This is a genomic window from Trinickia soli, assembly GCF_002879855.1.
In the GTDB taxonomy this organism is placed as follows: domain Bacteria; phylum Pseudomonadota; class Gammaproteobacteria; order Burkholderiales; family Burkholderiaceae; genus Trinickia; species Trinickia soli.
Genome location: NZ_PNYB01000002.1, coordinates 206,229 through 230,161, shown reverse-complemented (window position 1 = coordinate 230,161; position 23,933 = coordinate 206,229). Strand labels below are relative to the sequence as shown.

General features: G+C 63.0%; 20 protein-coding genes and 1 pseudogene. 14 read left to right on the top strand and 7 right to left on the bottom strand.

Features of this window, described 5'->3' with window-relative positions; translation table 11 throughout:
- Positions 1 to 30 precede the first annotated feature (30 nt).
- The 4 genes from C0Z19_RS03360 to C0Z19_RS03345 all read left to right on the top strand — a co-directional run bounded on the left by C0Z19_RS03360 (position 31) and on the right by C0Z19_RS03345 (position 3,979).
- Entirely contained in the window at positions 31 to 783 is a 753-nt protein-coding gene (locus C0Z19_RS03360; protein WP_425330250.1) for an ankyrin repeat domain-containing protein, read from the top strand.
- A 76-nt stretch (positions 784 to 859) separates the two neighbouring features.
- Positions 860 to 1,237 (top strand): Rap1a/Tai family immunity protein, encoded by a 378-nt coding sequence (locus C0Z19_RS03355; protein ID WP_102608365.1) that lies wholly within the window; start codon positions 860 to 862, stop codon positions 1,235 to 1,237.
- A gap of 19 nt (positions 1,238 to 1,256) precedes the next feature.
- A complete protein-coding gene (otsA, locus tag C0Z19_RS03350; protein WP_102608364.1) occupies positions 1,257 to 2,633 on the top strand; it encodes an alpha,alpha-trehalose-phosphate synthase (UDP-forming) in 1,377 nt (458 codons plus the stop codon).
- Between the two features lie 260 nt (positions 2,634 to 2,893).
- Positions 2,894 to 3,979, top strand: coding sequence for a glycosyltransferase family 4 protein (locus tag C0Z19_RS03345; RefSeq protein WP_102608363.1), 1,086 nt, complete (start codon positions 2,894 to 2,896; stop codon positions 3,977 to 3,979).
- A 31-nt stretch (positions 3,980 to 4,010) separates the two neighbouring features.
- On the opposite strand, the gene C0Z19_RS03340 is transcribed toward C0Z19_RS03345, so the two are convergent.
- Positions 4,011 to 4,610: a BPSL1445 family SYLF domain-containing lipoprotein gene (locus C0Z19_RS03340; protein WP_102608362.1), complete on the bottom strand. Its 600-nt coding sequence runs from the start codon at positions 4,608 to 4,610 to the stop codon at positions 4,011 to 4,013.
- A gap of 225 nt (positions 4,611 to 4,835) precedes the next feature.
- On the bottom strand, positions 4,836 to 5,279 hold the full coding sequence (locus C0Z19_RS03335) for a hypothetical protein (RefSeq protein ID WP_102608361.1): 444 nt from the start codon (positions 5,277 to 5,279) through the stop codon (positions 4,836 to 4,838).
- Positions 5,280 to 5,698: 419 nt separating this feature from the next.
- Between C0Z19_RS03335 and C0Z19_RS03330 the strand changes: the two genes are divergently transcribed.
- The 10 genes and pseudogenes from C0Z19_RS03330 (at position 5,699) to C0Z19_RS03285 (ending at position 19,495) form a co-directional block, all read left to right on the top strand.
- Complete coding sequence (locus C0Z19_RS03330; RefSeq protein WP_102608360.1) at positions 5,699 to 5,980, top strand: hypothetical protein; 282 nt, start codon at positions 5,699 to 5,701, stop codon at positions 5,978 to 5,980.
- A gap of 311 nt (positions 5,981 to 6,291) precedes the next feature.
- Complete coding sequence (locus C0Z19_RS03325; protein ID WP_102608359.1) at positions 6,292 to 7,263, top strand: sugar ABC transporter substrate-binding protein; 972 nt, start codon at positions 6,292 to 6,294, stop codon at positions 7,261 to 7,263.
- 192 nt (positions 7,264 to 7,455) lie between these two features.
- Complete coding sequence (locus tag C0Z19_RS03320) at positions 7,456 to 9,039, top strand: sugar ABC transporter ATP-binding protein (protein WP_102608525.1); 1,584 nt, start codon at positions 7,456 to 7,458, stop codon at positions 9,037 to 9,039.
- Positions 9,036 to 10,046, top strand: a complete 1,011-nt coding sequence (locus tag C0Z19_RS03315; RefSeq protein WP_102608358.1) for an ABC transporter permease — start codon at positions 9,036 to 9,038, stop codon at positions 10,044 to 10,046. Before C0Z19_RS03320 ends, C0Z19_RS03315 begins: the two co-directional genes overlap by 4 nt.
- 142 nt (positions 10,047 to 10,188) lie before the next feature.
- Entirely contained in the window at positions 10,189 to 11,217 is a 1,029-nt protein-coding gene (locus C0Z19_RS03310) for a LacI family DNA-binding transcriptional regulator (protein WP_102608357.1), read from the top strand.
- A 49-nt stretch (positions 11,218 to 11,266) separates the two neighbouring features.
- A pseudogene (locus C0Z19_RS03305) lies at positions 11,267 to 11,398 on the top strand (ribokinase); the annotation flags it as partial.
- A gap of 225 nt (positions 11,399 to 11,623) precedes the next feature.
- Positions 11,624 to 13,576, top strand: coding sequence for a methyl-accepting chemotaxis protein (locus C0Z19_RS03300; RefSeq protein ID WP_102608356.1), 1,953 nt, complete (start codon positions 11,624 to 11,626; stop codon positions 13,574 to 13,576).
- 868 nt (positions 13,577 to 14,444) lie between these two features.
- Positions 14,445 to 16,367, top strand: a complete 1,923-nt coding sequence (locus C0Z19_RS03295; RefSeq protein ID WP_102608355.1) for a PrkA family serine protein kinase — start codon at positions 14,445 to 14,447, stop codon at positions 16,365 to 16,367.
- 162 nt (positions 16,368 to 16,529) lie between these two features.
- Positions 16,530 to 17,798 carry a YeaH/YhbH family protein gene (locus C0Z19_RS03290; protein WP_102608354.1) on the top strand — a complete coding sequence of 423 codons (1,269 nt, stop codon included), beginning with the start codon at positions 16,530 to 16,532 and terminating at the stop codon, positions 17,796 to 17,798.
- Complete coding sequence (locus C0Z19_RS03285; protein WP_102608353.1) at positions 17,795 to 19,495, top strand: SpoVR family protein; 1,701 nt, start codon at positions 17,795 to 17,797, stop codon at positions 19,493 to 19,495. Before C0Z19_RS03290 ends, C0Z19_RS03285 begins: the two co-directional genes overlap by 4 nt.
- A gap of 28 nt (positions 19,496 to 19,523) precedes the next feature.
- Here C0Z19_RS03285 and C0Z19_RS03280 read toward each other — a convergent pair whose 3' ends face one another.
- From C0Z19_RS03280 to C0Z19_RS03260, 5 genes are all read right to left on the bottom strand, one after another.
- On the bottom strand, positions 19,524 to 20,189 hold the full coding sequence (locus C0Z19_RS03280; RefSeq protein WP_102608352.1) for a phosphoribosyltransferase: 666 nt from the start codon (positions 20,187 to 20,189) through the stop codon (positions 19,524 to 19,526).
- A gap of 139 nt (positions 20,190 to 20,328) precedes the next feature.
- Complete coding sequence (locus tag C0Z19_RS03275; RefSeq protein WP_102608351.1) at positions 20,329 to 21,039, bottom strand: 2OG-Fe(II) oxygenase; 711 nt, start codon at positions 21,037 to 21,039, stop codon at positions 20,329 to 20,331.
- 196 nt (positions 21,040 to 21,235) lie between these two features.
- Positions 21,236 to 21,724, bottom strand: a complete 489-nt coding sequence (locus C0Z19_RS03270) for an adenosine-specific kinase (protein ID WP_102608350.1) — start codon at positions 21,722 to 21,724, stop codon at positions 21,236 to 21,238.
- Positions 21,725 to 21,774: 50 nt separating this feature from the next.
- Positions 21,775 to 22,968, bottom strand: a complete 1,194-nt coding sequence (locus tag C0Z19_RS03265) for an acetate/propionate family kinase (RefSeq protein WP_102608349.1) — start codon at positions 22,966 to 22,968, stop codon at positions 21,775 to 21,777.
- A complete protein-coding gene (locus tag C0Z19_RS03260) occupies positions 22,968 to 23,927 on the bottom strand; it encodes a bifunctional enoyl-CoA hydratase/phosphate acetyltransferase (RefSeq protein ID WP_102608348.1) in 960 nt (319 codons plus the stop codon). Before C0Z19_RS03260 ends, C0Z19_RS03265 begins: the two co-directional genes overlap by 1 nt.
- Positions 23,928 to 23,933 lie beyond the last annotated feature (6 nt).

The following is a 23,933-nucleotide window of genomic DNA, read 5'->3' as shown; positions in this document are numbered from 1 at the left end:
CCTTCATACGATAAAACCAGGGAAAACCACTTGAATACGCTTACGCACTCGTCGCTCCCGGCTCTGTTCCAACGCACGCTGCACCGTTTCGGCCTCGCTTGCGCAGGCGCGCTCGCCGCATTTGCCGTCACGGCACACGCCTCGGACCTCGATTCGGTCGTCAAGGCCGTCAAGTTCGACGACGTCAGCGCGGTGAAGAAGGCTTTGGCGCACGGCGTCGATCCGAATGCGACCGACGCCAAGGGCATGCCGCTCATCGTACTCGCGGCGCGCGAGAAATCCGATAGAGTCGCCAAAGCCCTGATGGCCGATCCGAAGACGGATATCGAAAAGCTCGACGGCGCCGGCGAAAACGCGCTGATGCTGGCGGCGCTGAACGGCGACCTCGAACTCGTCAAGGCGCTGGTCGACAAGGGCGCGGAAGTGAACAAGAAGGGGTGGGCGCCGCTCCATTACGCGGCCTCGAACGGACATGACGACATCGTGCAACTGCTGCTCGACCATTCGGCGTATATCGACGCGGGCTCCCCGAACGGCACCACGCCGCTGATGATGGCGGCGCGCGGCAATCACCTCTCGACGGTCAAGGTGTTGCTCGATGGGGGCGCCGATTCTCGCGTGAAGAACCAGCTCGGCCTGACGGCGCTCGATTTCGCCAAGCGCTACCACGCGAAGGACGTGACCCACGCGCTGCAAGACATGTACGCGCGCGAGGCAGCCGCAGCGTCGGGCGCGCCGGCTGCTTCGGCACCGTCTATGCCGGCCGGAAACAGTGCAAAATAAGCATCTTTGCTCCGGCGCAGGATCGTCGGGGCCGATTGGCGCAGTACCCGTTCACCGCTCGGAGAAAAGGAAGATTATGTTGCGGGCTTTGATATGCGTCGGGACGTTGACAATGCCGGTCGCCGCGATGGCGGTCACCACGCTCGGGGGCGGCAGGTTCACGGCTGGCGATCTGCACAAGCTGTGCAGCCAGACGGACGCAATCTCACGGGCCGCCTGCGTGGCCTATATCAAGGGCGCCGCGGATGGCGTGTTCAACACGATCGACGCCATTGGCGGCACGACGGGCCCGCGCGTGGGGCAGTATTTCTGCCTGCCCGAGCACGTCGAGCCGCAACGCCTCGTTGATGCGGTGCGCCGGTACGTCGCCGAGAATCCCGACGCGAACAGCTACAACGCCAGCACGGCAGTGTCGCTCGGGCTCGAGAAGAGCTTCCCCTGCAAAGGCGACTGACCGCCAGGCGAACACCATCATGGGCCGACTCATCGCTGTATCGAACCGCGTCGCAACGCCCACCGAGGCCAAAGGCTCGGTCGGCGGGCTCGCAGTCGGCATTTTCAGTGCGCTCAAGGACATGGGCGGCATCTGGTTCGGCTGGAGCGGCGATGTCGTCAGCGAGGCCGTCGCCAATGCCGGGCCGACGCTCGAGGACGAAGGCCCGGTCACGTTCGCGACGGTCGGCCTGACGCGCCGCGACTACGATCAATACTATCGTGGCTTCTCGAACGCCACGCTATGGCCCGTCTTCCACTACCGCAACGATCTGGCGGCGTATGAGCGTGAAGAATACGCGGGCTACCGCCGCGTCAACGCGTGGCTCGCCCATAAGCTCGTCACGCTGATCGAGCCGGACGATATCGTTTGGGTCCACGATTTCCATCTGATTCCGTTCGCCGAATCGCTACGTCGCGAGGGCGTGCACAACCGCGTCGGCTTTTTCCTGCACACGCCGTTTCCGTCGCCGCAGATCCTGCTCAATGTGCCGCCGCACCAGGAGCTCATCAAGTCGCTTTGCTGTTACGATCTGGTCGGCTTTCAAACCGACACGGACCGCGTCGCATTCCACGATTACATCGTTCGCTATGCCGGCGGCACGGTCGGCGACGACGGCGAGGTGCAAGCGTACGGGCGCCGTTTGCGGACGGGCGTGTACAGGATCGGTGTATTTCCCGACGAAATCGCTCAGGAAGCCGCGCGTAACGAAAGCCGTCAGCAAGTGCTCGAGCTCAAGCACAGCCTTGAAGGGCGAAAGCTCATCATGAGCGTCGACCGGCTCGATTACTCGAAGGGGCTCATCGAGCGCTTCCGCGCATTCGAACAGTTGCTCGAACGTGCGCCGCAGTGGCGAGAGAACGTGACGTTCGTACAGGTCGCGCCGCCCACGCGAGCCGACGTCGAAAGCTACAAGAACATTCAACAGAACCTTGAATACGAGGCCGGACGCATCAACGGCCGTTACTCGGGGTTAGACTACACGCCAATCCGTTACCTCAATCAGCGCTTCCCTCGCTCGCATCTGATGTCGATGTGCCGGGAATCCCAGGTCGGTTTCGTTACGCCACTGCGTGACGGCATGAATCTCGTAGCGAAGGAATACGTCGCTGCCCAGAATCCCGACGATCCGGGCGTGCTCGTGTTGTCCGAGTTCGCGGGCGCGGCGGCTGAACTCTGTGGTGCGCTGATCGTCAATCCGCATGACATTGTCGGCATGTCGGAGGCGCTCGAGCGTGCATTGTCGATGCCGCTGGCCGAGCGCAAGCAACGTCACGAGGCCAATATGGCCGCGCTGCGGCGAAACGATCTGGGCGTGTGGCGCGACACGTTCCTGGCCGACCTGCGCGGGTGCTGAGCGAGTCGTTTCATCGGGTCGCGCCGGGTAAGCCGGCAGGGAACCCGCCAGCCCGGGCTCTGCCCCCTGTTTCGCGACTGTAACAGGGCGCAGGAAATGAAAAAGGCGGGTAAGAACCGCTGCGCCGTACCGAATAATTGAAGCCAACGCGCTGCATCTCGTTCGTTGTGGATGAGATAACCGAAGTGCAGCCCAGTAACCGGCCGGATCGGGTTCACGCTGAGAGCGGGCCCGCAGTCCACTTGCATGGAGTCGATCGCATGAAAATTGCCCAAATCGCGCCGCTGACGGAATCGGTGCCTCCCAAGCTCTATGGCGGCACGGAGCGCGTCGTCTCATACATTACCGAGGCGCTCGTCGATCTGGGCCACGAGGTGACGCTGTTCGCCAGCGGCGACTCGAAGACGCGTGCGAAGCTCGAACCGGTGTGGCCGCGCGCACTGCGGCTCGACCCGGGTATTCGCGACCGCATCGCCCCGCATATGCTGCTCATGGAACTCGTGCGGCGACGCGCGGAAGAGTTCGACGTCCTGCACTTTCATATGGACTATTACTCGTTCTCGCTGTTCAAGCGCCAGGACACGCCGTTCGTCACGACGTTGCACGGCCGGCTGGATCTGCCCGAACAACAGCCCGTCTTCGACACGTTCAATACGGCGCCCGTCATTTCGATCTCGAACGCGCAACGCCACCCGATGCCGCAGGCGAAATGGCTGTCGACCGTCTACCACGGGTTGCCCGAGGCGCTCTACACGCCGCAGCCCGTCGAGCAGAAGTACCTGGCTTTCCTTGGCCGCATCTCCCCCGAAAAGCGCGTGGATACGGCAATCCGAATCGCTGCGCACTGCGGGCTGCCGATCCGCGTCGCCGCGAAAATCGACTCCGCCGATCGCGAGTATTTCGAGCGCGAGATCAAGCCGCTGTTCGATCTGCCGCATGTGGAGTTCATCGGTGAAATCGCCGATGACCAAAAGGCCGAATTCCTGTCGGGCGCGCACGCATTGCTGTTCCCCGTGGACTGGCCGGAGCCGTTCGGGCTCGTCATGATCGAAGCGATGGCGTGCGGTACGCCGGTGATCGCGTTCAACCGCGGGTCAGTGCCCGAAGTCATCGACGAAGGCGTGTCGGGATTCATCGTCGAAGACGAAATCAGCGCGGTCGCGGCCGTCAATCGCCTGCATACACTGCCGCGGCAGGGCGTGCGCGCACGGTTCGAGGAACGCTTCACGTCGCACCACATGGCGCGCCAATACGTGCAGGCCTATCAGGCGGTGATTCGCGCGCAGAAGCGCTCGCGCTTCAAAGTCGTCGATACACTGTCGGGCGAGGGCGCCTCGCACGCCTGAACGGCTTGGCGCCTGCCGCGGTAGAGCCGGGTCAGATGTTGAGCCGTGTGACCTTCGTGCCTTGGAGCGAGAGATCGCCCATCAGGCCGGCGTTCGTCATGATGATGACCTCGACGGGCTTGGTTGCCGTCGTCGTATCGAGCGCGCCGTTTGCGCCCATCTTCAGCACGGCCACCGAAGCGTCGCCGCCGACCGACCAGCCTTCACGCGAGCGGAATGAGTTCAGCGCGTCCTCCGTCATGAAAAGGAAGATCACGGCCTTCGATTGCGCGCCAGCCTGGAAGCCGAACGAGCCAGACACGGTGTTGTAGTAGCCGACCGTCTGACCGCCCACCCGTAGCGCGCCTTCGCCATACTGCCCGCCCACGACGAAGCCCGCCTGCAACACCTTCGGGAACACGAGTACGCCGTGTGCCTTTTGCACGAGTTCGTGCGAACCCGGCACCTGCGCATAGAGCCGCGAGAGCGTAGCGTCGACGCCCGCGTTGATTTCCTGACGCTTCGACACATTGCTGCCCGGTGTCGAGCCGACGGGGTTGCCGCTGTTGGTGGTCGTGGTGCAGCCTGCCAGCGCGAGCGTCCCGACTACGACGGCGGTTGCCGCTTTGAGCATCAAGGTTTGTTTTTGCATAACTCTCTCCGTTATGTTCCGTCGGTCAAACCGCTCGACGGCGGGTTCGGACGAAGCGTGATCTCACACAACGCAACGGGAAATGGAGCACGACCCATGCCAGGACCCGGCCCGATTTTGCGGGAGACACGACCAATGACGTTTGCCGCTTGACGCGAATACCGGGTGAGTGCGGCTGAATACCGCTGAATGCCGCCGAGTACGGTTTGGCGGGGTGAGTGCAACTCAGTGCTGTCCGGTCGGCTTGACGACGGGCGGGCGGCGCAAGGCGCGCCGAACACCGGCCACGACGAGGCCCACGGCAAAAATGAAGGCTGCCGGCACGACCCAGTATCCGACGAATGCGTGCCACAGGTAGAGGAACAGCGTGCGCCGACGCAGCGCATATTCCGCGATCGCGTCCTGCTGACGCGGCGCGTTCGCGGCAAGCACGTCTGCGGGGCAGCCGGCCGCACGCGCCTCGTCGGGTTTGCCGCGGCAGCGCGCAGGGGCGCCGGCCGCACGCTGTGCGTCGGTAAATTGCCATGTCGTGAGAGCTCGATCGAGATCGACCACGTTATAGGACATCTCGTCCTGGATCTCGCGCACCGCAACGATAGCCACTGGGACCGCCCAGAAGACGATGACGACGAGCCAACGCCTAACCCAGCGGTTCTGTCTCCATGCCATTTAATGCCTCCGCAATGCTTTACGCATCTACGATGAGACGGCGGCCCGATGGCGTGCTCTGTCATGGTTTCTTGCGGGCCGTCCTGGCAGCCATCATAGAAGAAATGCGACGAATCGTCGCGTCTGCGACGCGAAGATTGGACGCGGCCTGGTGCAGTTGAGGGGGGAGAGAGAGGACGCGCAGCCGGTAATTTCTTCAATCTTCACGGCAATTCCGGGCGGGCGGCCCAGCGGCGGCGGTGCCCGCGGCCGGCTGCGGCAACGGAACGCCTCTTGCATGTCATTTCATGCAAGGTGCCGCGTCATCACGCTGGATACCATTGGTGGCGGCGAACACAATACAAGTCAGCCGCAGGCGATTGCGGGGCATCCGCCGCTGCGGTCGCACCTGGGGCGTCAATTCGACGGAGCGTCCAGCCATGTCCGTACCGTTTTCGGAGCAATACAAGGGATTTGCGATCGGTGTACAGGCGTTGCGTCGTGCGAAGGAGCCCGATCAACCGGACGACGCGCTGCGCCGGTTCGACATTGTCGTTACGATCTCGCGCACGTCGAGCGGCGAGCACGCCAAGGCGGAAATGTTCGGCGTCCCCGAGCACGCACCGCTTTCGGATCAAATAGAAGCTCACAGGATCGGCGCGCAGTACGCGCGCGACATCATCGACGGTAAGGTGGACGGTTCTTCCGTCGCGCATCTGTAGCGAACGGCCGGGGGCCCGACAGGCTGCACGCCGGGCGCCCCGACGCCCGCCTGCGCACCGCACGCAACGCCCGCGCAAGCCGTACGCCGCTTGCGTGTCAGCGCTTTCCGGCGTTTTCGAATCAGCACAAACCCGAACATGTCGCGCGCTATCCTTGCGCGCTCCCAAAGAAGAGTCCAGCATAGGCGATCCCGGTGAATACCGGGGACGCATGCATCGGCGCGTAAATCGATGATGCGATGCGGCAATTCACCAGCGTTCCAATCGAATAATCAGGGCTCGCCGTGAGCCGAATAAGAAAGGAGAACCGTATGCTTCACCGGACCCGTCGCCGTATGCTCGTCGCCGCTGCCGCCCTGGCTTGCGTGGCGCTTGCGCCGCTCAGCGCGACCGATGCGCTCGCGCAGACCGCCAAGAAACCGAAGGTGGCCCTCGTCATGAAGTCGCTCGCCAACGAGTTCTTCCTCACGATGGAAAATGGTGCGAAGGATTATCAAAAGCACAATTCCGGCAAGTTCGATCTGATCACGAACGGGATCAAGAATGAGACCGATACCGCTGCGCAAATCAACATCGTCGAACAGATGATCAACAGTCACGTCGATGCGATCGTCCTGGCGCCGGCTGATTCGAAGGCACTCGTACCCGTGGTGAAGAAGGCCGTCGATGCCGGCATCATCGTCGTGAACATCGACAACCGGCTTGATCCCGACGTGCTGAAGTCCAAAGATCTGAACGTACCGTTCGTCGGACCCGACAACCGCAAAGGAGCCGAGAAGGTCGGCGATTTCCTGGCCAAGAAGCTGAAATCGGGCGACGAAGTCGGCATCGTGGAAGGCGTCTCGACCACCACTAACGCACAGCAGCGCACTGCCGGTTTCAAGGATGCGATGGAGAAGGTGGGGGCGAAGATCGATTCGGTTCAATCGGGCGAATGGGAAATCGACAAAGGCAACGCGATCGCCTCGGCCATGTTGAACCAGTATCCGAACATCAAGGCATTGCTGTGCGGCAACGACAACATGGCGATCGGCGCCGTGTCGGCCGTGCGCGCCGCCGGCAAGCAAGGCAAGGTCTACGTGGTCGGCTACGACAACATCGGCGCGATCAAGCCCATGCTCAAGGACGGCCGCGTGCTGGCCACGGCCGATCAATATGCGGCGAAGCAGGCCGTATTCGGCATCGATACGGCGCTCAAGGCGATCGAAGGGCACAAGAAGCAAGCCGATCTGTCCGGGGTGGTCGAGACACCGGTCGACCTCGTCACGAAGAGCTCGAAGTAACCCGCCACCGGGCGGCAATCCAGCGACACGTGCGGCGTGCCTTTGAGGGCGCCGCACGTGTCGACGCGCCTGAGCGGCGCGCAGGCGCTCAAGAAACAGCGCAGATCTGCCGTTATCCTCCGACATGAGCGTCATGGCGGCTGGCCGGCGCAGGGGCGATCCCGGCGCGGCCGCCCCGACAACGGAAACCCGATGGATTTGACCGACCAGGACGAAACGAACGCAGTGCTCAGCGTGACCGGCATGGGTAAGGTCTATACCGAGCCTGTGCTCGTCGACGTCACGCTCGCGCTCCACGCGGGCGAGGCGCTGGCGCTGACCGGCGAGAACGGCGCGGGCAAGAGCACGCTGTCGAAGATCATCGGCGGCCTCGTCGCTCCCAGCACCGGAACGATGCGATTCATGGGTGCCGACTATGCGCCCAAGAGCCGGCACGAGGCCGAAGCGCTGGGCGTGCGCATGGTCATGCAGGAGTTGAATCTGCTCCCGACGCTGAGCGTCGCAGAGAATCTGTTCTTCGACCGGTTGCCGCGCCGCGGTCCGCGCGCACTCGGTTGGATCGACCGCCCCCGTCTACGCGAAGACGCCCGAGCGGCCATGGCGCGCGTCGGGCTCGATGCCATCGATCCCGATACGCCGGTAGGCGCGCTCGGCATCGGCCATCAGCAAATGGTCGAAATTGCGCGCAACCTGATCGACGAGACGCGCGTGCTGATCTTCGACGAGCCGACAGCCATGCTGACCGCACGCGAAGTCGACTTGCTGTTCGCGCAGATCGATCGGCTCAAGGCAAGCGGCGTCGCCATCATCTACATCTCGCACCGGCTCGAAGAACTCGCCCGCGTCGCAGAGCGCGTAGCGGTGCTGCGCGACGGCCGGCTCGTTCACGTCGACCGGATGGAGAACGTGACGAGCGAGCGGCTCGTCACACTCATGGTCGGCCGCGAGATCGGCGAACGCATCGATCTGGGAGAACGGCGGATCGGCGCGCCGTTGCTGAAGGTCGAGGGATTGACGCGCGGCTCGGCCGTGCGCGACGTTTCGTTCGACGTCCGCGAGGGCGAAATTTTTGGCGTGAGCGGTTTGATCGGCGCCGGTCGTACCGAGCTGATGCGGCTCATCTACGGCGCGGACCGGGCCGAGCACGGCACGGTATCGATTGGCCGCCCATTGGCGCCCGTGCGCATCGACTCGCCGGCCGACGCGGTCCGGCAAGGCATCGCACTGATCACCGAAGATCGCAAAGGCGAGGGCCTCCTGCTGCCGCATTCCATCGCGGCCAACGTCTCGCTCGGCAACATGGGCAGCGTCTCGCGCTGGGGTATCGTCGAGGCGCGGCGCGAGCGGGCGCTCGCGCTCAAGCAGATGGAGGCGCTGCGCGTGCGGGCGCGCAGTCCCGCGCAAAGCGTCGGCGAGCTCTCGGGCGGGAACCAGCAGAAGGTCGTGATCGGGCGCTGGTTGGCGCGCGACGCCGACGTGCTGTTGTTCGACGAACCGACACGCGGCATCGACGTCGGCGCGAAGTTCGATATTTACACGCTGCTCGGCGCGCTGGCGCGGGAAGGCCACGCGCTCGTCGTCGTATCGAGCGACTTGCGCGAACTGATGCTGATTTGCGATCGGATCGGCGTGATGTCGGCCGGACGCATGACGGGGATTTTCAATCGGGACGAGTGGACGCAGGACGCGCTGCTCGCCGCGGCGTTCGCGGGCCACATGAACGGCTCGCAACCGGCCGCCGCCTCCCATTCTCAAGACGCACGGAGTCTGTCATGACCGAACCGACCGCGCGCCCCGATGGCGGCCCCGCCATCATCGGCGATGCGCCGAGCGCCCGACCGACGGGCACCCGGCTCGGCCTGTCCAATTACCTCGGGCTGGCCGGTGCGCTCGCCGCGATGATCGCGCTGTTTTCGGCGCTGAGTTCGCACTTCCTGACCTACGAAACCTTCAGCACGATCGCCAATCAGATTCCCGACCTCGTCGTGATGTCGGTCGGCATGACATTCGTGCTCATCATTGCCGGTATCGATTTGTCGGTGGGCTCCGTGCTCGCGCTGGCGGCATCGGTCGTCAGCGTCGCGGCGCTCAAATGGGGCTGGGGGCCGGTGCCGGCCGCGTTGATCGGGATGGCCGCGGCGGCGCTCACGGGCTCCGTGACCGGCGCCGTGACGGTTGGCTGGCGCATTCCGTCGTTCATCGTTTCGCTCGGCGTGCTCGAAGCCGCGCGCGGGGTGGCGTACCAGCTCACGAATTCGCGCACGTCGTATATCGGCGATGCGTTCGACTTTCTGTCGAATCCGATCGCGGTGGGCATCTCGCCGTCCTTCGTGATCGCCGTCGTCGTGATGATCGCCGCTCAGCTCGTGCTGACCCGGACCGTGTTCGGCCGGCATCTGATCGGCATCGGGACGAATGAGGAAGCCGTGCGGCTCGCGGGCGTCGACCCGCGGCCCTACAAGGTCGCGGTATTCGCGCTGATGGGGGCGCTCTCGGGCCTTGCCGCGCTGTTTCAGATCTCGCGCCTGGAAGCGGCGGATCCGAACGCGGGCGTCGGCCTGGAGCTGCAGGTCATCGCGGCGGTCGTCATCGGCGGCACGAGCCTGATGGGCGGGCGCGGATCGGTGATCAGCACGTTCTTCGGCGTATTGATCATTTCAGTGTTGGCCGCCGGGCTTGCGCAGATCGGCGCCAACGAACCGACCAAGCGCATCATCACGGGCGCGGTCATCGTCGTGGCAGTCGTGCTCGATACGTATCGGAGCCGTCGCACGCGCGGGTGAGCGAAGGCATGCAGGTTTCGCGTTGGAGGCTCGTTGCATCGCGCGGGGAAACGCGGCGCAACGGCGTCGGAGGTAGCATGAACGGGGTGGGTCTCAGGCTCGTCGAGCCGGCAAGAGAAAAACAAGCGAGAGAGAATCGGTAATGGCGACGATCAAGGATGTAGCGGCCATGGCCGGCGTGTCGTTCACCACGGTGTCTCACGTGGTCAACAACACGCGGCCGGTGTCGGCCGACGTGCGCGCGAAAGTCGAGCGCGCGATCAGCCAGCTCAACTATGTGCCGTCCGCGGTGGCGCGCTCGCTCAAGGCGCGCTCGACGGCGACGATCGGGCTCGTCGTGCCCAACAGCACGAATCCGTATTTCGCCGAGCTCGCGCGCGGCATCGAGGACGGTTGCGCGCGCGAGGGCTATTGCATGTTCTTCTGCAACTCCGACGACGATCCAGCCAAGCAACGCAACTACCTGCGGACCTTGCAGGAAAAGCGCATCGACGGGCTCATCATCGCGTCGGCCGGCGAGGACGCCGTGCTGGCCAGGAGCCTGACCGACACGCGCGAGCCGCTCGTCATCGTCGACCGAAACATCGAGGGGCTCTCGGCCGATCTCGTTCAGATCGATCACGAGCGCGGCGCTTATCTGGCGACCAAGCACCTGCTCGAACTGGGCCACGTCCGCATCGGCTGCATCACAGGGCCGGTGGCGACGGCGGTCAGCGCGATGCGCGTGCATGGCTTCATTCGCGCGATGGCCGAGCGCGGCATCGACATCGAACCCAGCGCGATCGTCGAAAGCGATTTTTCCGGGCCTGGCGGCCAGGAGGCGGCAGGCCGGCTGTTCGACACCGTGCGCCCGACGGCGATTTTCGCTTGCAACGACATGATGGGCATCGGCGCACTGCGCGTGGCCGCCGAACGCGGCATTCGCGTACCCGAGCACTGCTCGATCATCGGGTTCGACGATATCGAGCTCAGCAGTTATACGTATCCGGCGCTGTCGACGGTGGGCCAATCGGTACGCGCCCTCGGCGAGGCGGCCGCCCACATGTTGATCGAGCGGATCAGCGGCGCCGTCAGCGGGGCGACGCGTCGGCGCGTGATCACGCCGCGGCTCGTGCTGCGCGAATCGACGGCCGTGTTCGCCGGGCCGAGGGATACCGCCTTGTGCGCGTAAGGGCCACAGGCCGCATTCGCTGCGAGACAAGACTGAGGAAAGGGAGACGATGACAGGAACGATGACGGGCACTGATACGCGGCAAGCCGGGCGGGAAGGGACCGTGGCGGTCGTCGGCAGCTTGAATATCGATCTCGTCGTACGTGTGCCGCGGCTGCCCGTGGCCGGAGAAACGCTGGCCGATTCCCTGGCCGAACCCGACCCGGCCTCTTGATCGACCGGCGAGCGCTCGCTCGCCTTCTTCGTGGGCGCTCCGTCTATCGCTTACGGGTGCCCATTTATCGTATCAATCAAAGATCTCAAGTCTCTTGCCCGTTCTACCGTTAACGGTGGGGAAGCATACGTTTGCGCGCGTAGACAACCCGCGCAAGACACTGTGTTCATCGGTTTTGAACAAGGACTTCGCATGTTGACGAACGGTATGACGATCAAAACGCGCATCGGCTTGGCGATGATGTTCTTGTCGGCACTCGTGCTGGCCCTCGGTACGTTGGGACTCTCAGGCATGGGCAAGGCCAGCGACGCAACGCGCGACATGTATTCGAATCAGATGCCGGCTGTCGTCGCGATCGGCATGGCCGAGAGCTACGCGGCGCGCGAACGCCTCGCGCTGGACCGGGCCGCCATGCATGCAGGACAAGCCGACGAGACGAAGAAGAATATCGATCGGGCGGCGGTGCTGCACGCGGTATCGGAAGACTGGTGGAAAAAATATCTGGCTCTGCCGCACGCCCCCGATCAAGACAAGCTCGCGCAAGACGTGAACGCGAAGCGCGCGGCACTGCAGGTGGTGATTTCGGCATACAAGGACGCGATCAGCGCAAACGACCACGACAAGATTCTGAGTACTGCTGACGATCTGCAAGGGGCGTTCGTCGCCCTATCCAAGAGCGACGATACGTTGAGCAAGGTCCGGTTTTCGCAAGCGAAAGCGGGGTTTGACGACGCCGAATCGAATTACGACACGTTCAAGGTCGTCACCATGGCGATGCTCGTAGCGGCGCTCGTGGCCGCGGTGCTCGCTTACCTGAACCTGCGCGCAGCAATTGCCCGTCCGCTCGCGGATGCGCTCAAAGGATTCGATGCAATCGCAACGGGCGATCTGCGTCAACCGATCGTGGCGCGCACGCGCGACGAGATGGGCCTGATGCTCGAAGGACTCGCCAGGATGCAGCGCAGTCTGACCGAGACGGTGCGCACGGTGCGCAGCGGCAGCGAATCGATCGCGTCGGCGACAAAGGAGATCGCGGCCGGCAACCTCGACTTGTCGGCGCGGACCGAGGAACAGGCCGCATCGCTGCAACAAACGACGTCGAGCATGGACCAGCTGACGGGTACCGTTCGTCAGAATGCCGAAAATGCGCGTCAGGCCAGCGCATTGGCCACGAACGCGTCGGAAATCGCCAACAAGGGCAACGCGGTCGTCGGCCAGGTGGTCGGCACGATGGGCGAGATCAACGACAGCTCGGCGAAGATCGCCGACATTATCACGATCATCGAAGGAATCGCGTTCCAGACCAACATCCTCGCTCTGAACGCGGCCGTCGAAGCGGCGCGAGCGGGAGAGCAAGGGCGCGGCTTCGCGGTCGTGGCCGGGGAAGTGCGGGCACTGGCGCAGCGCTCGTCGGGGGCGGCCAAGGAAATCAAGACGCTCATCGATACTTCGGTGGAGCGTGTCCGGACAGGTTCCGCGCTCGTAGGGGAGGCCGGCCGCACGATGGAAGAGATCATCGCGGCCGTGCAACGCGTCACGGATATCATGGGCGAAATTGCGGCCGCCTCGGAAGAGCAGAGCGGCGGGATCGGCGAGGTCGCGCGCGCCGTCTCGCAGATGGACGAGGTCACGCAGCAAAATGCCGCGCTCGTCGAGCAGGCGTCGGCCGCCGCGCAGTCGTTGCAGGAGCAGGCCGACAGATTGCGCAGCGCGGTCAGCGTGTTTCAGCTCGCGCACGAAGGCAGTGCGGGGCGGGCATCGGCATCGGCATCGGCATCGGCGTCTGCACCGATAGCGCCGACTCGCAGTGCCACTGTCCGAAACCCGGCGAACAAGCCCGGCAGCGCACGTGCCGCGACGAGCGATGCATTGGTGACGCGTGAGCACCGCGCGCCCGCGCCATCCACACCGAGGCCCACGGCCGCTGCGGGCCACGTAGCGCGCAAGCCAGGTTCGCTCTCTGCGCCGGCAACCAAGCCCGTTGCGGACTCAACGGTGCGAGCGCCGGCGTCCGCCTCGACGGCTGATCCCAAACCCGCGGCGGCGACCGCACGCGTCCCCGCTCCCGCGCCGGCTCGCAAAGCTGCCGCTCCGACCGTCACGGCCGCTGCGAGTGCCTCCGGCGACGATTGGGAAACGTTTTGACGATCTGTGCGAGCCAAACGCGACCGCGAACGCAAACGCAAACCCGATTGACGATTGCGCTTTGCGCCGCCGTGCATTCCCTCCACGCGTGACGTCGCTCTGATATCACGTACTGGCCGGCCCGGTCCCTTCGGCCAAGGACAAGCGGGTCGGCAAGCATCTGCCCCCAAAACTGCGTTGCGCTGGCGAGCCGGCCACCGAAAGCAGCCCCCGCATCACCCGCCCCATTCCCCGCAAAGAAAGATCCCCAGTCCTCTGGCCAGAGGTGTCCATTGTTTCGTGAAATTTGTAACGGATTCGCATGTGTGTAGTCCGACGGGGTGCGTCGCGCGTATACACACGAGAGAGGGCGTGCAGCGAATCGCACTGCACACCGCTTGCAAGGCGCGATGACGCATATATTGTGCGTTCGATTGCGAGCGGGCATTGCGTGTGCGAAGGCGCCGATGGCTCGCGGTCATATCGAGGCGTCGAAGCGACGCAAGGGGGCGAGAAGATGCCGGTATGTGAGAAACGAGCGCGCGTTGCGGTGGTGGCCCACATAACGATGAGCCCGATGTGCGCCGACGTCAGTCGGGTTTGCACGAAACAGGAAACATCGAGCGGCCAGAGAGCGAAATCGATGCAGCGGGCCGTTCGCGATCGACGCGATTCGATGGCGCAAAAAGTGCGAAAGCAAGCGCGAGGCAGGACAAAGATTGTAGGCGACAGTATGTGCATCTCCAAGTTAGGGCACACATGTATGACCTAGGGCAACGGAGGCAGTGAAAAATAATTTAAAAGGGTTTAGGATGAATTCGAGCGAGGTCGTTTCGGTATAGCCCACCTGGTAGACGACATCGTCCGCAGACTTAGGCGAGGAGGTAGCATGGATATTTACAGCAGCTTCGCGGAACGCTTCGAGAAAACCCGGGAGGAGGAGTTCTCGCTCGAAGAGTATCTCGCGCTCTGCAAGAACAATCCCGCCGCGTACGCGACGGCCAGCGAACGCATGTTGACGGCCATCGGGGAGCCGGAACAAGTCGACACGCGCCACGACCCCCGCCTGTCGCGAATCTTCGCGAACAAGGTGATCAAGGTATACCCCGCATTCAAAGAGTTCTACGGCATGGAGGACGTGATCGAGCAGGTGGTCGCGTACTTCCGTCACGCCGCGCAAGGGCTCGAAGAACGCAAGCAGATTCTTTATCTGCTCGGTCCTGTGGGCGGCGGCAAATCGTCGATCGCCGAACGACTCAAGCAGTTGATGGAGCGCGTGCCGTTCTATTCGATCAAGGGTTCGCCCGTCAACGAATCGCCGCTCGGGCTGTTCGATTACGACGAAGACGGTCCCGTGCTCGAAGAGCAGTACGGCATTCCACGCCGCTACCTGAAGAGCATCCTGAGTCCGTGGGCCGTCAAGCGCCTGCACGAGTACAACGGCGACATCCGCAAGTTCCGGATTGTCCGCCGTTACCCGTCGATACTGCGGCAGATCGGCATTGCGAAGACCGAACCGGGCGACGAAAACAATCAGGACATCTCGTCGCTGGTCGGCAAGGTCGATATTCGCAAGCTCGAACAGTACGCCCAAGACGATGCCGACGCCTACAGCTATTCGGGCGGTCTGTGCCTCGCCAACCAAGGGCTGCTCGAATTCGTCGAAATGTTCAAGGCGCCGATCAAGGTGCTGCACCCGCTGTTGACGGCGACGCAGGAAGGCAACTTCAAGGGCACTGAAGGGTTCGGAGCGATTCCATTCGACGGCATCATCCTCGCCCACTCGAACGAGTCGGAATGGAAAGCCTTCCGCAACAACCGCAACAACGAGGCGCTGCTCGACCGCATTTTCGTGGTCAAGGTGCCGTATTGCCTGCGCGTGTCGGAAGAGATCAGGATCTACGAGAAGCTGATTCGCAGTTCGTCGCTCGGCCAGGCGATTTGCGCGCCCGGTACGCTGAAGATGATGGCGCAATTCTCCGTGCTGACGCGCTTGCAGGAGCCGGAGAATTCGAACCTGTTCTCCAAGATGCAGGTCTACGACGGCGAGAACCTGAAGGACACCGACCCGAAGGCGAAGTCGTACCAGGAGTACCGCGACTACGCCGGCGTGGATGAAGGCATGACGGGGATCTCGACACGGTTCGCGTTCAAGATTCTCTCGCGCGTGTTCAACTTCGATTCGGCTGAAGTGGCGGCCAACCCCGTGCATCTGATGTACGTGCTCGAACAGCAGATCGAACGCGAGCAGTTCCCGCCGGAGACGGAGCAAAAGTATCTGTCGTTCGTGAAGGATCTGCTGGCCTCGCGTTACGCCGAGTTCATCGGCAAGGAGATACAAACCGCCTACCTCGAATCGTATTCGGAATACGGTCAGAACATTTTCGATCGCTACGTCACGTATGCCGATTTCTGGATCCAGGATCAGGAGTTCCGCGATCACGACACGGGCGAGAGCTTCGACCGCGCCGCGCTGAACGCCGAGCTCGAAAAGATCGAGAAGCCGGCGGGCATCAGCAACCCGAAGGATTTCCGCAACGAGATCGTAAACTTCGTGTTGCGCGCCCGCGCCGCCAACGGCGGCAAGAATCCGGCCTGGATCAGCTACGAGAAGCTGCGCGTCGTCATCGAGAAGAAGATGTTCTCGAACACGGAGGAATTGCTGCCCGTCATCTCGTTCAACGCCAAGGGCTCGGCTGAAGAGCAACGCAAGCACGAAGACTTCGTCAATCGCATGGTCGCGAAGGGCTACACGCCGAAACAGGTACGCCTCCTCTGCGACTGGTACCTGCGCGTGCGCAAGTCGTCGTAACGGGAACAGCAGGTTCGGCAATAGCAGGTGCGACGCGCTCGCGGGTTTGCCGCCCGCGAGCGCCAACCAAGCGCTTCAGGCGCAAGCGGCGCGCAGTGCGAGGGCGTAAGCCCGCGAAGGCTCGTCGTGTCGCTTTAGGCAATCAGAAGCGGGAGACTGGGTGTGCTTCATCAAATCATCGACCGCAGGTTGGCTGGCAAGAACAAAAGCATTGCGAATCGCGAGCGTTTTTTGCGCCGTGTGAAGAATTACATTCGACGCGCCGTGTCGGAAGCGGTGCGCGATCGCAGTATCAAGGACATTCAAAGCACGCAGAGCATTACGATTCCGCGCAAGGACATTGCCGAGCCGCAGTTTCACCACGGCGCCGGCGGACGTCGCGAGTTCGTCCACCCCGGTAACGAGGACTACGTGCGCGGCGACAAAATCCCGCGCCCGAACGGCGGCAGCGGAGGCGGAGGCAGTCAGGCGAGCAACGACGGAGAAGGGCAGGACGACTTCGTTTTCGAGCTGAGTCGCGACGAGTTCATGCAGTACTTTTTCGACGACCTCGAACTGCCGCGGCTCGTGAAGACGCATCTGCTCGCCGTGCCCACCTGGAAAAGCATCCGCGCGGGATGGGCCGCGGAAGGCACCCCGAACAATATCGACGTCGTGCGCTCGCTGCGCAGCGCGCTTGGCCGGCGCATCGCGCTTGGCGCACCGCTCGTGAACCAGTTGCACGAGCTCGAACGTCAGTACGAGTTGCTGACGAACGAACCCGGCGTTCACGGCGATGAGCTGAAACGGCTCGAGGAAGAGATCCACCACCTGCGTGGGCGGATCTGGCGCATTCCGTTCATCGATCCGTTCGATCTTCGCTATGTGAATCGAGTCAAGCAACCGCAGCCGTCGAGCCAAGCCGTGATGTTCTGCCTGATGGACGTATCGGGTTCGATGGACGAGCAACGCAAGGATCTGGCGAAGCGGTTCTTCATCCTGCTTTACCTCTTCCTCAAGCGGAACTACGAAAAGATCGAAGTCGTGTTCATCCGCCACCATACGCGCGCGGAGGAGGTCGACGAAGACACGTTCTTCCACTCGACGGAGAGCGGCGGCACGGTCGTATCGAGTGCGCTCGAACTCATGCGCAAGATCCAGAACGAGCGTTATTCGCCCAGTGAATGGAACATTTACGGGGCTCAGGCGTCCGACGGAGACAATTGGACCGACGATTCGCCGAAGTGCCGCCGGATCCTGCGGGAGGACATCCTGACAAAGGCCCGGTACTTCGCCTATATTCAAGTCGCACCCGAAGAGCAAAATCTGTGGCTGGAGTACGCCCAGCTTGCGCTCACGGAACCGCACCTGGCCATGAAGAAGGTCGACACTGCAGCCGACATTTACCCCGTGTTCAGGGAACTGTTCGAGAAGCAGGTAGCGACCTCATGAGTAATAAGCATTTGCATAACGAGTCGCGCGGCTACAGGCCGGAGCGCAGCCGTAAGCGCACGCACGAGCAGGGGCCGCATGGCGGGCAGTATCCGCAAGATGCCGCCGCCAGGACGGACTCGCCCAGCCTCACCGAAGCAGCCGCCCCTGTTGTGGCGCAAAGGGAACCCCGTATGAACGTCGCCGACCGCAGACCGTTGCCGTGGCCGTCCGATTGGACGTTCGAACTCATCGAAGAGTACGACACACATATCGCCCAAGTCGCCGAGCAGTACGAGTTGGACGTCTATCCGATCCAACTCGAACTCATCAGCGCCGAGCAGATGATGGATGCCTATGCATCCGTCGGCATGCCCGTCAACTATCGACACTGGTCGTTCGGCAAGCATTTTCTGTCGACGGAAAAGAGCTACCGGCGCGGGCAGATGGGCCTTGCGTACGAGATCGTCATCAATTCGAACCCCTGCATCGCGTATCTGATGGAAGAGAACACGATGACGATGCAGGCGCTCGTGATCGCGCATGCCGCCTATGGGCACAACTCGTTCTTCAAGGGCAACTATCTGTTCCGCCTTTGGACCGATGCGCACGCGATCATCGACTATCTCGTCTACGGCAAGAATTACATCGCCGAATGCGAGGAGCGGTACGGCCTCGATCGCGTCGAAGAGTTGCTCGACTCGTGCCACGCACTGATGAATTACGGCGTCGACCGCTACAAGCGGCCGCAGAAAATCTCGCTTGCCAAGGAAGCGGCGTTGCGCCGCGAGCGCGAAGCCTATCTGCAATCGCAGGTCAACGAGCTTTGGCGTACGCTGCCGTCCCATCAGACGCCGCAGGCCGAAGAAGAGGAAGAGCGCTATCCGCCCGAGCCGCAGGAAAACCTGCTTTATTTCGCCGAGAAGAACGCGCCTCTGCTCGAACCCTGGGAGCGCGAAGTCATTCGGATCGTGCGCAAGATCGGGCAGTATTTCTACCCGCAGCGGCAGACCCAGGTCATGAACGAGGGCTGGGCCACGTTCTGGCACTACACGCTCCTCAATACGCTTTATAACCAGGGCCTGCTCGAAGACGGCTTCATGATGGAGTTCCTGCATTCGCACAGCAACGTCATCTATCAGCCGCCCGTCACGAAGCCGTATTACAACGGCATCAATCCGTATGCGCTCGGGTTTTCGATGATGAGCGACATTCGTCGTATCTGCGAAGCGCCCACGGAAGAAGATCGTCGCTGGTTTCCCGATATCGCGGGCTCGCCGTGGCTGCAAACGCTGCACTACGCGATGCGCAACTTCAAGGACGAAAGCTTTATCGCACAATATCTGTCGCCGCAGCTCATTCGCGATATGCGGCTGTTTTCGGTCCTCGACGACGATACGCGGGATGCGCTCGAAGTGTCGGCCATTCACGACGACAGCGGCTATCAGCACGTGCGGCAATCGCTCTCGCGTCAGTACGACATGCATCACCGCGAGCCGAACATCCAGGTGTGGTCGGTCAACACGCGCGGCGATCGCAGTCTCACGCTGCGACACTTCATGAGCGACAACCGACATCTCGCCAACGACAGCGAAGAAGTGCTCAAGCACATGGTTCGGCTCTGGCAGTTCGACGTCTACCTCGAAAGCGTCGACGAGAACGGCACTGTCCGCAAGCGCTACGAATGTCGTTACACCCCACCGATCGTGCGGTTGTAATCCCTTCGTTTTCGCCGCAGCGGCACGCCTAGGGAGGCGTGCCGCGCTCGTTTCCGCTCCATGCGCGGTGCAGCAGATCGCGCACGTCGTCGTCGGTCGTTTCGCCGAAATCCTCGTAATGTTGCCCGACGCTGAAAAACAGCGAGGGTTGGGCGACGCAGACGAACACGTCGACGATGTCCGCGAACTCCCCTTCGATACCGGCCGGCGCGACAGGAAGCGCCGCAATGACGCGCGCCGGCCGATGCGCACGCACCGCAGCCGCCGCTGCCTTCATGGTGGCGCCGGTGGCGATGCCATCGTCGACGAGCAACACGGTGCGGCCTTCGATACGGGCGGGCGGCCGATTCCCCCGATAAAGCGTCTCGCGCCGCTCAAGCTCGATGCGCTCCTGCGCCAACACGGCATCGAACTGCGCTTGCGAAACGTGCGCTGCGTGCATTGTGTCGCGCTCGACATACAACGCGTCGCCCGACGCGATCGCCCCCATTGCCAACTCCTTGTGGCCCGGCACGCCGATTTTGCGTACCGGCAGCACGTCGAGCTCGGCTCCAAAGGCGCTCGCGACCTCGAAGGCTACGGGCACGCCACCGCGCGGCAGCGCCAGCACCAAAGCGTCGGAGCTTGCCAAGCCGCGCAGACGCTCGGCTAACAGGCGTCCCGCTTCCGTACGATCTTTGAACAGGGCATACATAGACGCACCTGCGAGAGTTTGGGGGCCGTGCGGCGGCGGCCGCAAAAAGCGCGTGGCCCTACGCGGTATTTTAGGCGCGCGTGGCGCAGTGACGAACCCCGCGTTGCACTCCGCTACTGGGGCACGGGAGAGCCTGCGCCTAGAGCGCGTCGTGGAAAATGACGCCGAGCGTATGGCGGCGCCCGGAGCGCAAGCGGCTGACGCCATGCCGCAAATTGACGCGATACGGCCCGCGTGTCCCTTGCACCGGCCGCTGGCTGACCGCGAAGATAACGGCGTCGCCTTGCTGCAGCGCGACGACCTCGGCGCGCGATTGCATACGCGGACGTTGTTCCGTCAGCACGAATTCGCCTCCGGTGAAATCGCGCCCAGGCTGCGATAGCAAAATCGCGACTTGTAACGGAAAGACATGGTCGCCATAAAGATCCTGATGCAGGCAGTTGTAATCGTCTTGTTGGTATTGCAGGATCAACGGCGTAGGGCGCAACTGACCGGCACCGTGGCAGCGCTCGATGAACGCCGCGTGCGTTGCCGGGTAGCGAACGTCGATCGACATGATCGCGTTCCATCGATTCGCAATCGGCACCAGATGCGGATAGATCGTCGTGCGCAGGCTTGCGATCAGTTTGGGCAGCGGGTACGCAAAGTACTTGTACTCGCCTTGGCCGAAGCCGTGGCGGCTCATGACGACGCGGCTGCGATAAAGCGGATCGCGATCGTACAGCCCGGCGAGCGCCCGGCATTGGCTTTCCGCCAGCAGGGCGGGAATGACAGCGAAGCCGTACGCATCGAGCGAGGCTTCGATCGCCTCCCAATCGAGCGCCTTCACGTGATCGGCCACGACCTCCATGGCTGTCAAAGGCTCATCGGCCGAACGATCGTTGGCGGGCGACGCGATGCGGGACGGGACAAGTGTGCTCACGGTGTTTCCGGTATGCGATGGCGACAGATGGGTTCTATGCTGCGCCGGACCAAGCCTGGGCGCGCACCGGGTCTTGCTCTTTCATTCGGATGCTGCGCTGCATCGGCCGCGCTATGCGTCGTTGTCAGCCTTTGTAGCCGAACTCGCGCAGCAGTGCTTTGCGCCCGGCGATATCGTCATCGCTTTCGATCCCCAAAGGCGGAAAGCCATCGACCACGCCAAGGATGCCGCGGCCCTGGCCGGTCTCGCCGATCACCACCTCGGTCGGATTCGCCGTCGCGCAAAACACCCGGCAAACCTCGGGAACGGCACGCACCTTCGGCAGCACGTTGATCGGGAAGAATCCCTGGCCGAGAAAGACGATGAAGCTGTGGCCGGCGCCAATCGCTTGTGCGTTCGTGCAAGCGAGTTCCACGAGACCGGCGTCGGTGCCGGAACGGCGCACGAGACGCTTGCCCGATGCCTCGCAAAACGCCAGCCCGAACGCCAGCCCCGGGACGGATTCGAACAGCGCCTCGTGGATGTCTTCGACCGATTTGATGAAATGCGTTTGACCCAGGATGAAGTTCAAGCCATCGGGGTTCGCCACTGTCACAGTAAGCAGTTGGAGCATGGGCAGCCTCGCAGAGCAACAGGTTCCGGTTGGACCGACTCAAATTTATTCTAGTCGGTCGATGCGAGACGATCGAGCATCGACATGGCCTCCTGCGCGATTACCTGCTCTTCGTCGGTAGCAATCACGAGCACAGCGGCGCGGCTGCCCGCTCTGTTGACGATGCGCGCATGGCTCGCATTGGCCTGCGCGTCGAGTTCGATCCCAAGCCATGCCAGACGCGCGCAAATCGCGGCGCGAATCTCGCTCTGATGCTCGCCGATGCCCGCGGTAAATACGAGCGCATCGAGCCCGCCAAGCGAAGTGGCAAGTCTCGCAATTTCACCCGCGATGCGGAACACGAACAGATCGATCGCCTCGCGCGCCTGCGGCAAGGCGCTCGCCAGCAACTCGCGGCTGTCCGCGCTGATGCCCGAAACGCCGAGCAGGCCGGACTCGTGATAAAGCAGGCGCTCGACTTCCTCAAGCGACCACCCGCGTTCGCCGAGCAAATGCAACAGCACGCCGGCATCGAGCGCGCCGCAGCGCGTCGCCATCGGGATGCCGTCCAGGGTCGAGAAGCCCATGCTCGTGTCGCGGCTTACGCCGGCTTCGAGCGCGCACAGGCTGGCGCCGCTACCCAGGTGCGCAACGATGACCTTGCCCCGCGCGAGATCGGGGAAGGCCGCTTCAAGGTGGGCGCTGATGTACTGATACGAGAGTCCATGAAAGCCGTATCGTTTGATGCCCGCATCGAACAAGCGCCGGGCGATGGCGAAGCGCCGCACGAGATCCGATTGTGTATGGTGAAAGGCCGTGTCGAACGATGCAAACTGCGCGAGGTGCGGCCGCAATGTCGCCATCGCGCGGATCAAACGCACGCATTGCGGCTGGTGCAAAGGGGCGAGCGACACCAACGCTTCGATAGCGGCCAACGTGGACGGGTCGATGATCGCCGGCCCGACAAACCGGTCACCGCCATGCACGACACGGTGACCGACGCAGGCCAGTTCGTCCAATGAGAAATGTGCCGCGAACCATCTCAGGATCTCGTCGATCACTTCGTGCAGATCGTCGGTGATTCGTGCACGCAAAGGGATGCGAGCGAGATCCCCGCTCTTGGTCAGATCGAGCACGAGCGGCGTGCGGTGCAGATCGATCGAGCCTTTGCCGATGGCAATCGGCACGCCGTTCGCGATTCGGAACAGCCCGAACTTGATCGTCGACGAGCCAGGATTGAACGTGAGCAAAAGGGGCTCGCTCATCACGCGGCAGCTCCATGCGGCGCGCGCTCGGCGACAAGCTTGGCCAACGCAGCGGAGGCCAGCCGCACGCGCAGAGAATCGGCCCGGCTCGTGAGAATGATCGGCAGGCGCGCGCCGAGCACGAGACCCGCGCCGTCCGCTCCCGCAAACAGCATCAATTGCTTGACGAGCATGTTGCCGGCTTCGATGTCCGGCACGAGCAAAATGTCGGCCTGGCCCGCGACGGCCGAGACGATACCCTTGGTCTTTGCGGCTGCGGGATCGACTGCGTTGTCGAACGCGAGCGGGCCGTCGACGATCCCTCCCGTGATTTGCCCGCGTGCGGCCATCACCGTCAGCGCCGCCGCGTCGAGCGTCGACTGCATCTTCGAATTCACCGTTTCGACGGCCGCCAGGACTGCGACCCGCGGCTGGTCCTCGACGCCCATCAGCCGCAGAAAATCGATCGCGTTTTGACAGATGTCGCGCTTTTGATCGAGCGTAGGCGCGATGTTGATCGCGGCGTCGGTGACCACGAGCGGCTTCGGATAAGCGGGCACGTCCATCGCATAGACGTGGCTGATGCGACGCTCGGTGCGCAGGCCCGAATTCGGCGCGACCACGGCCGCCAGCAACTCGTCGGTATGCAGGCTGCCCTTCATCAAAGCCGCGACTTTGCGAGCCGCGCCGAGTTCGACTGCGCGCGCGGCGGCCGCGTGGCTGTGTTCGACCGTTTCAATCTCGATGCCGTCGAGGCTGACATGGGCCGCATCGGCCGCCGCGCGAATCTTCGCCTCAGGGCCAATGAGCAGCGGATCGAGAAGGTTTTCATCGCGCGCCTCGACGGCCGCGCGGATCGCTTCGGGCGAGCACGGATGCACGATCGCTGTTCGCAGCGCAGGCCCGCAGCTCGCCGCGCGAATGAACGCTTCGTAACGGCCGTGATCCGAAGCGTGGTTGCGAATAAGGTCGCGGTCCATAAAATC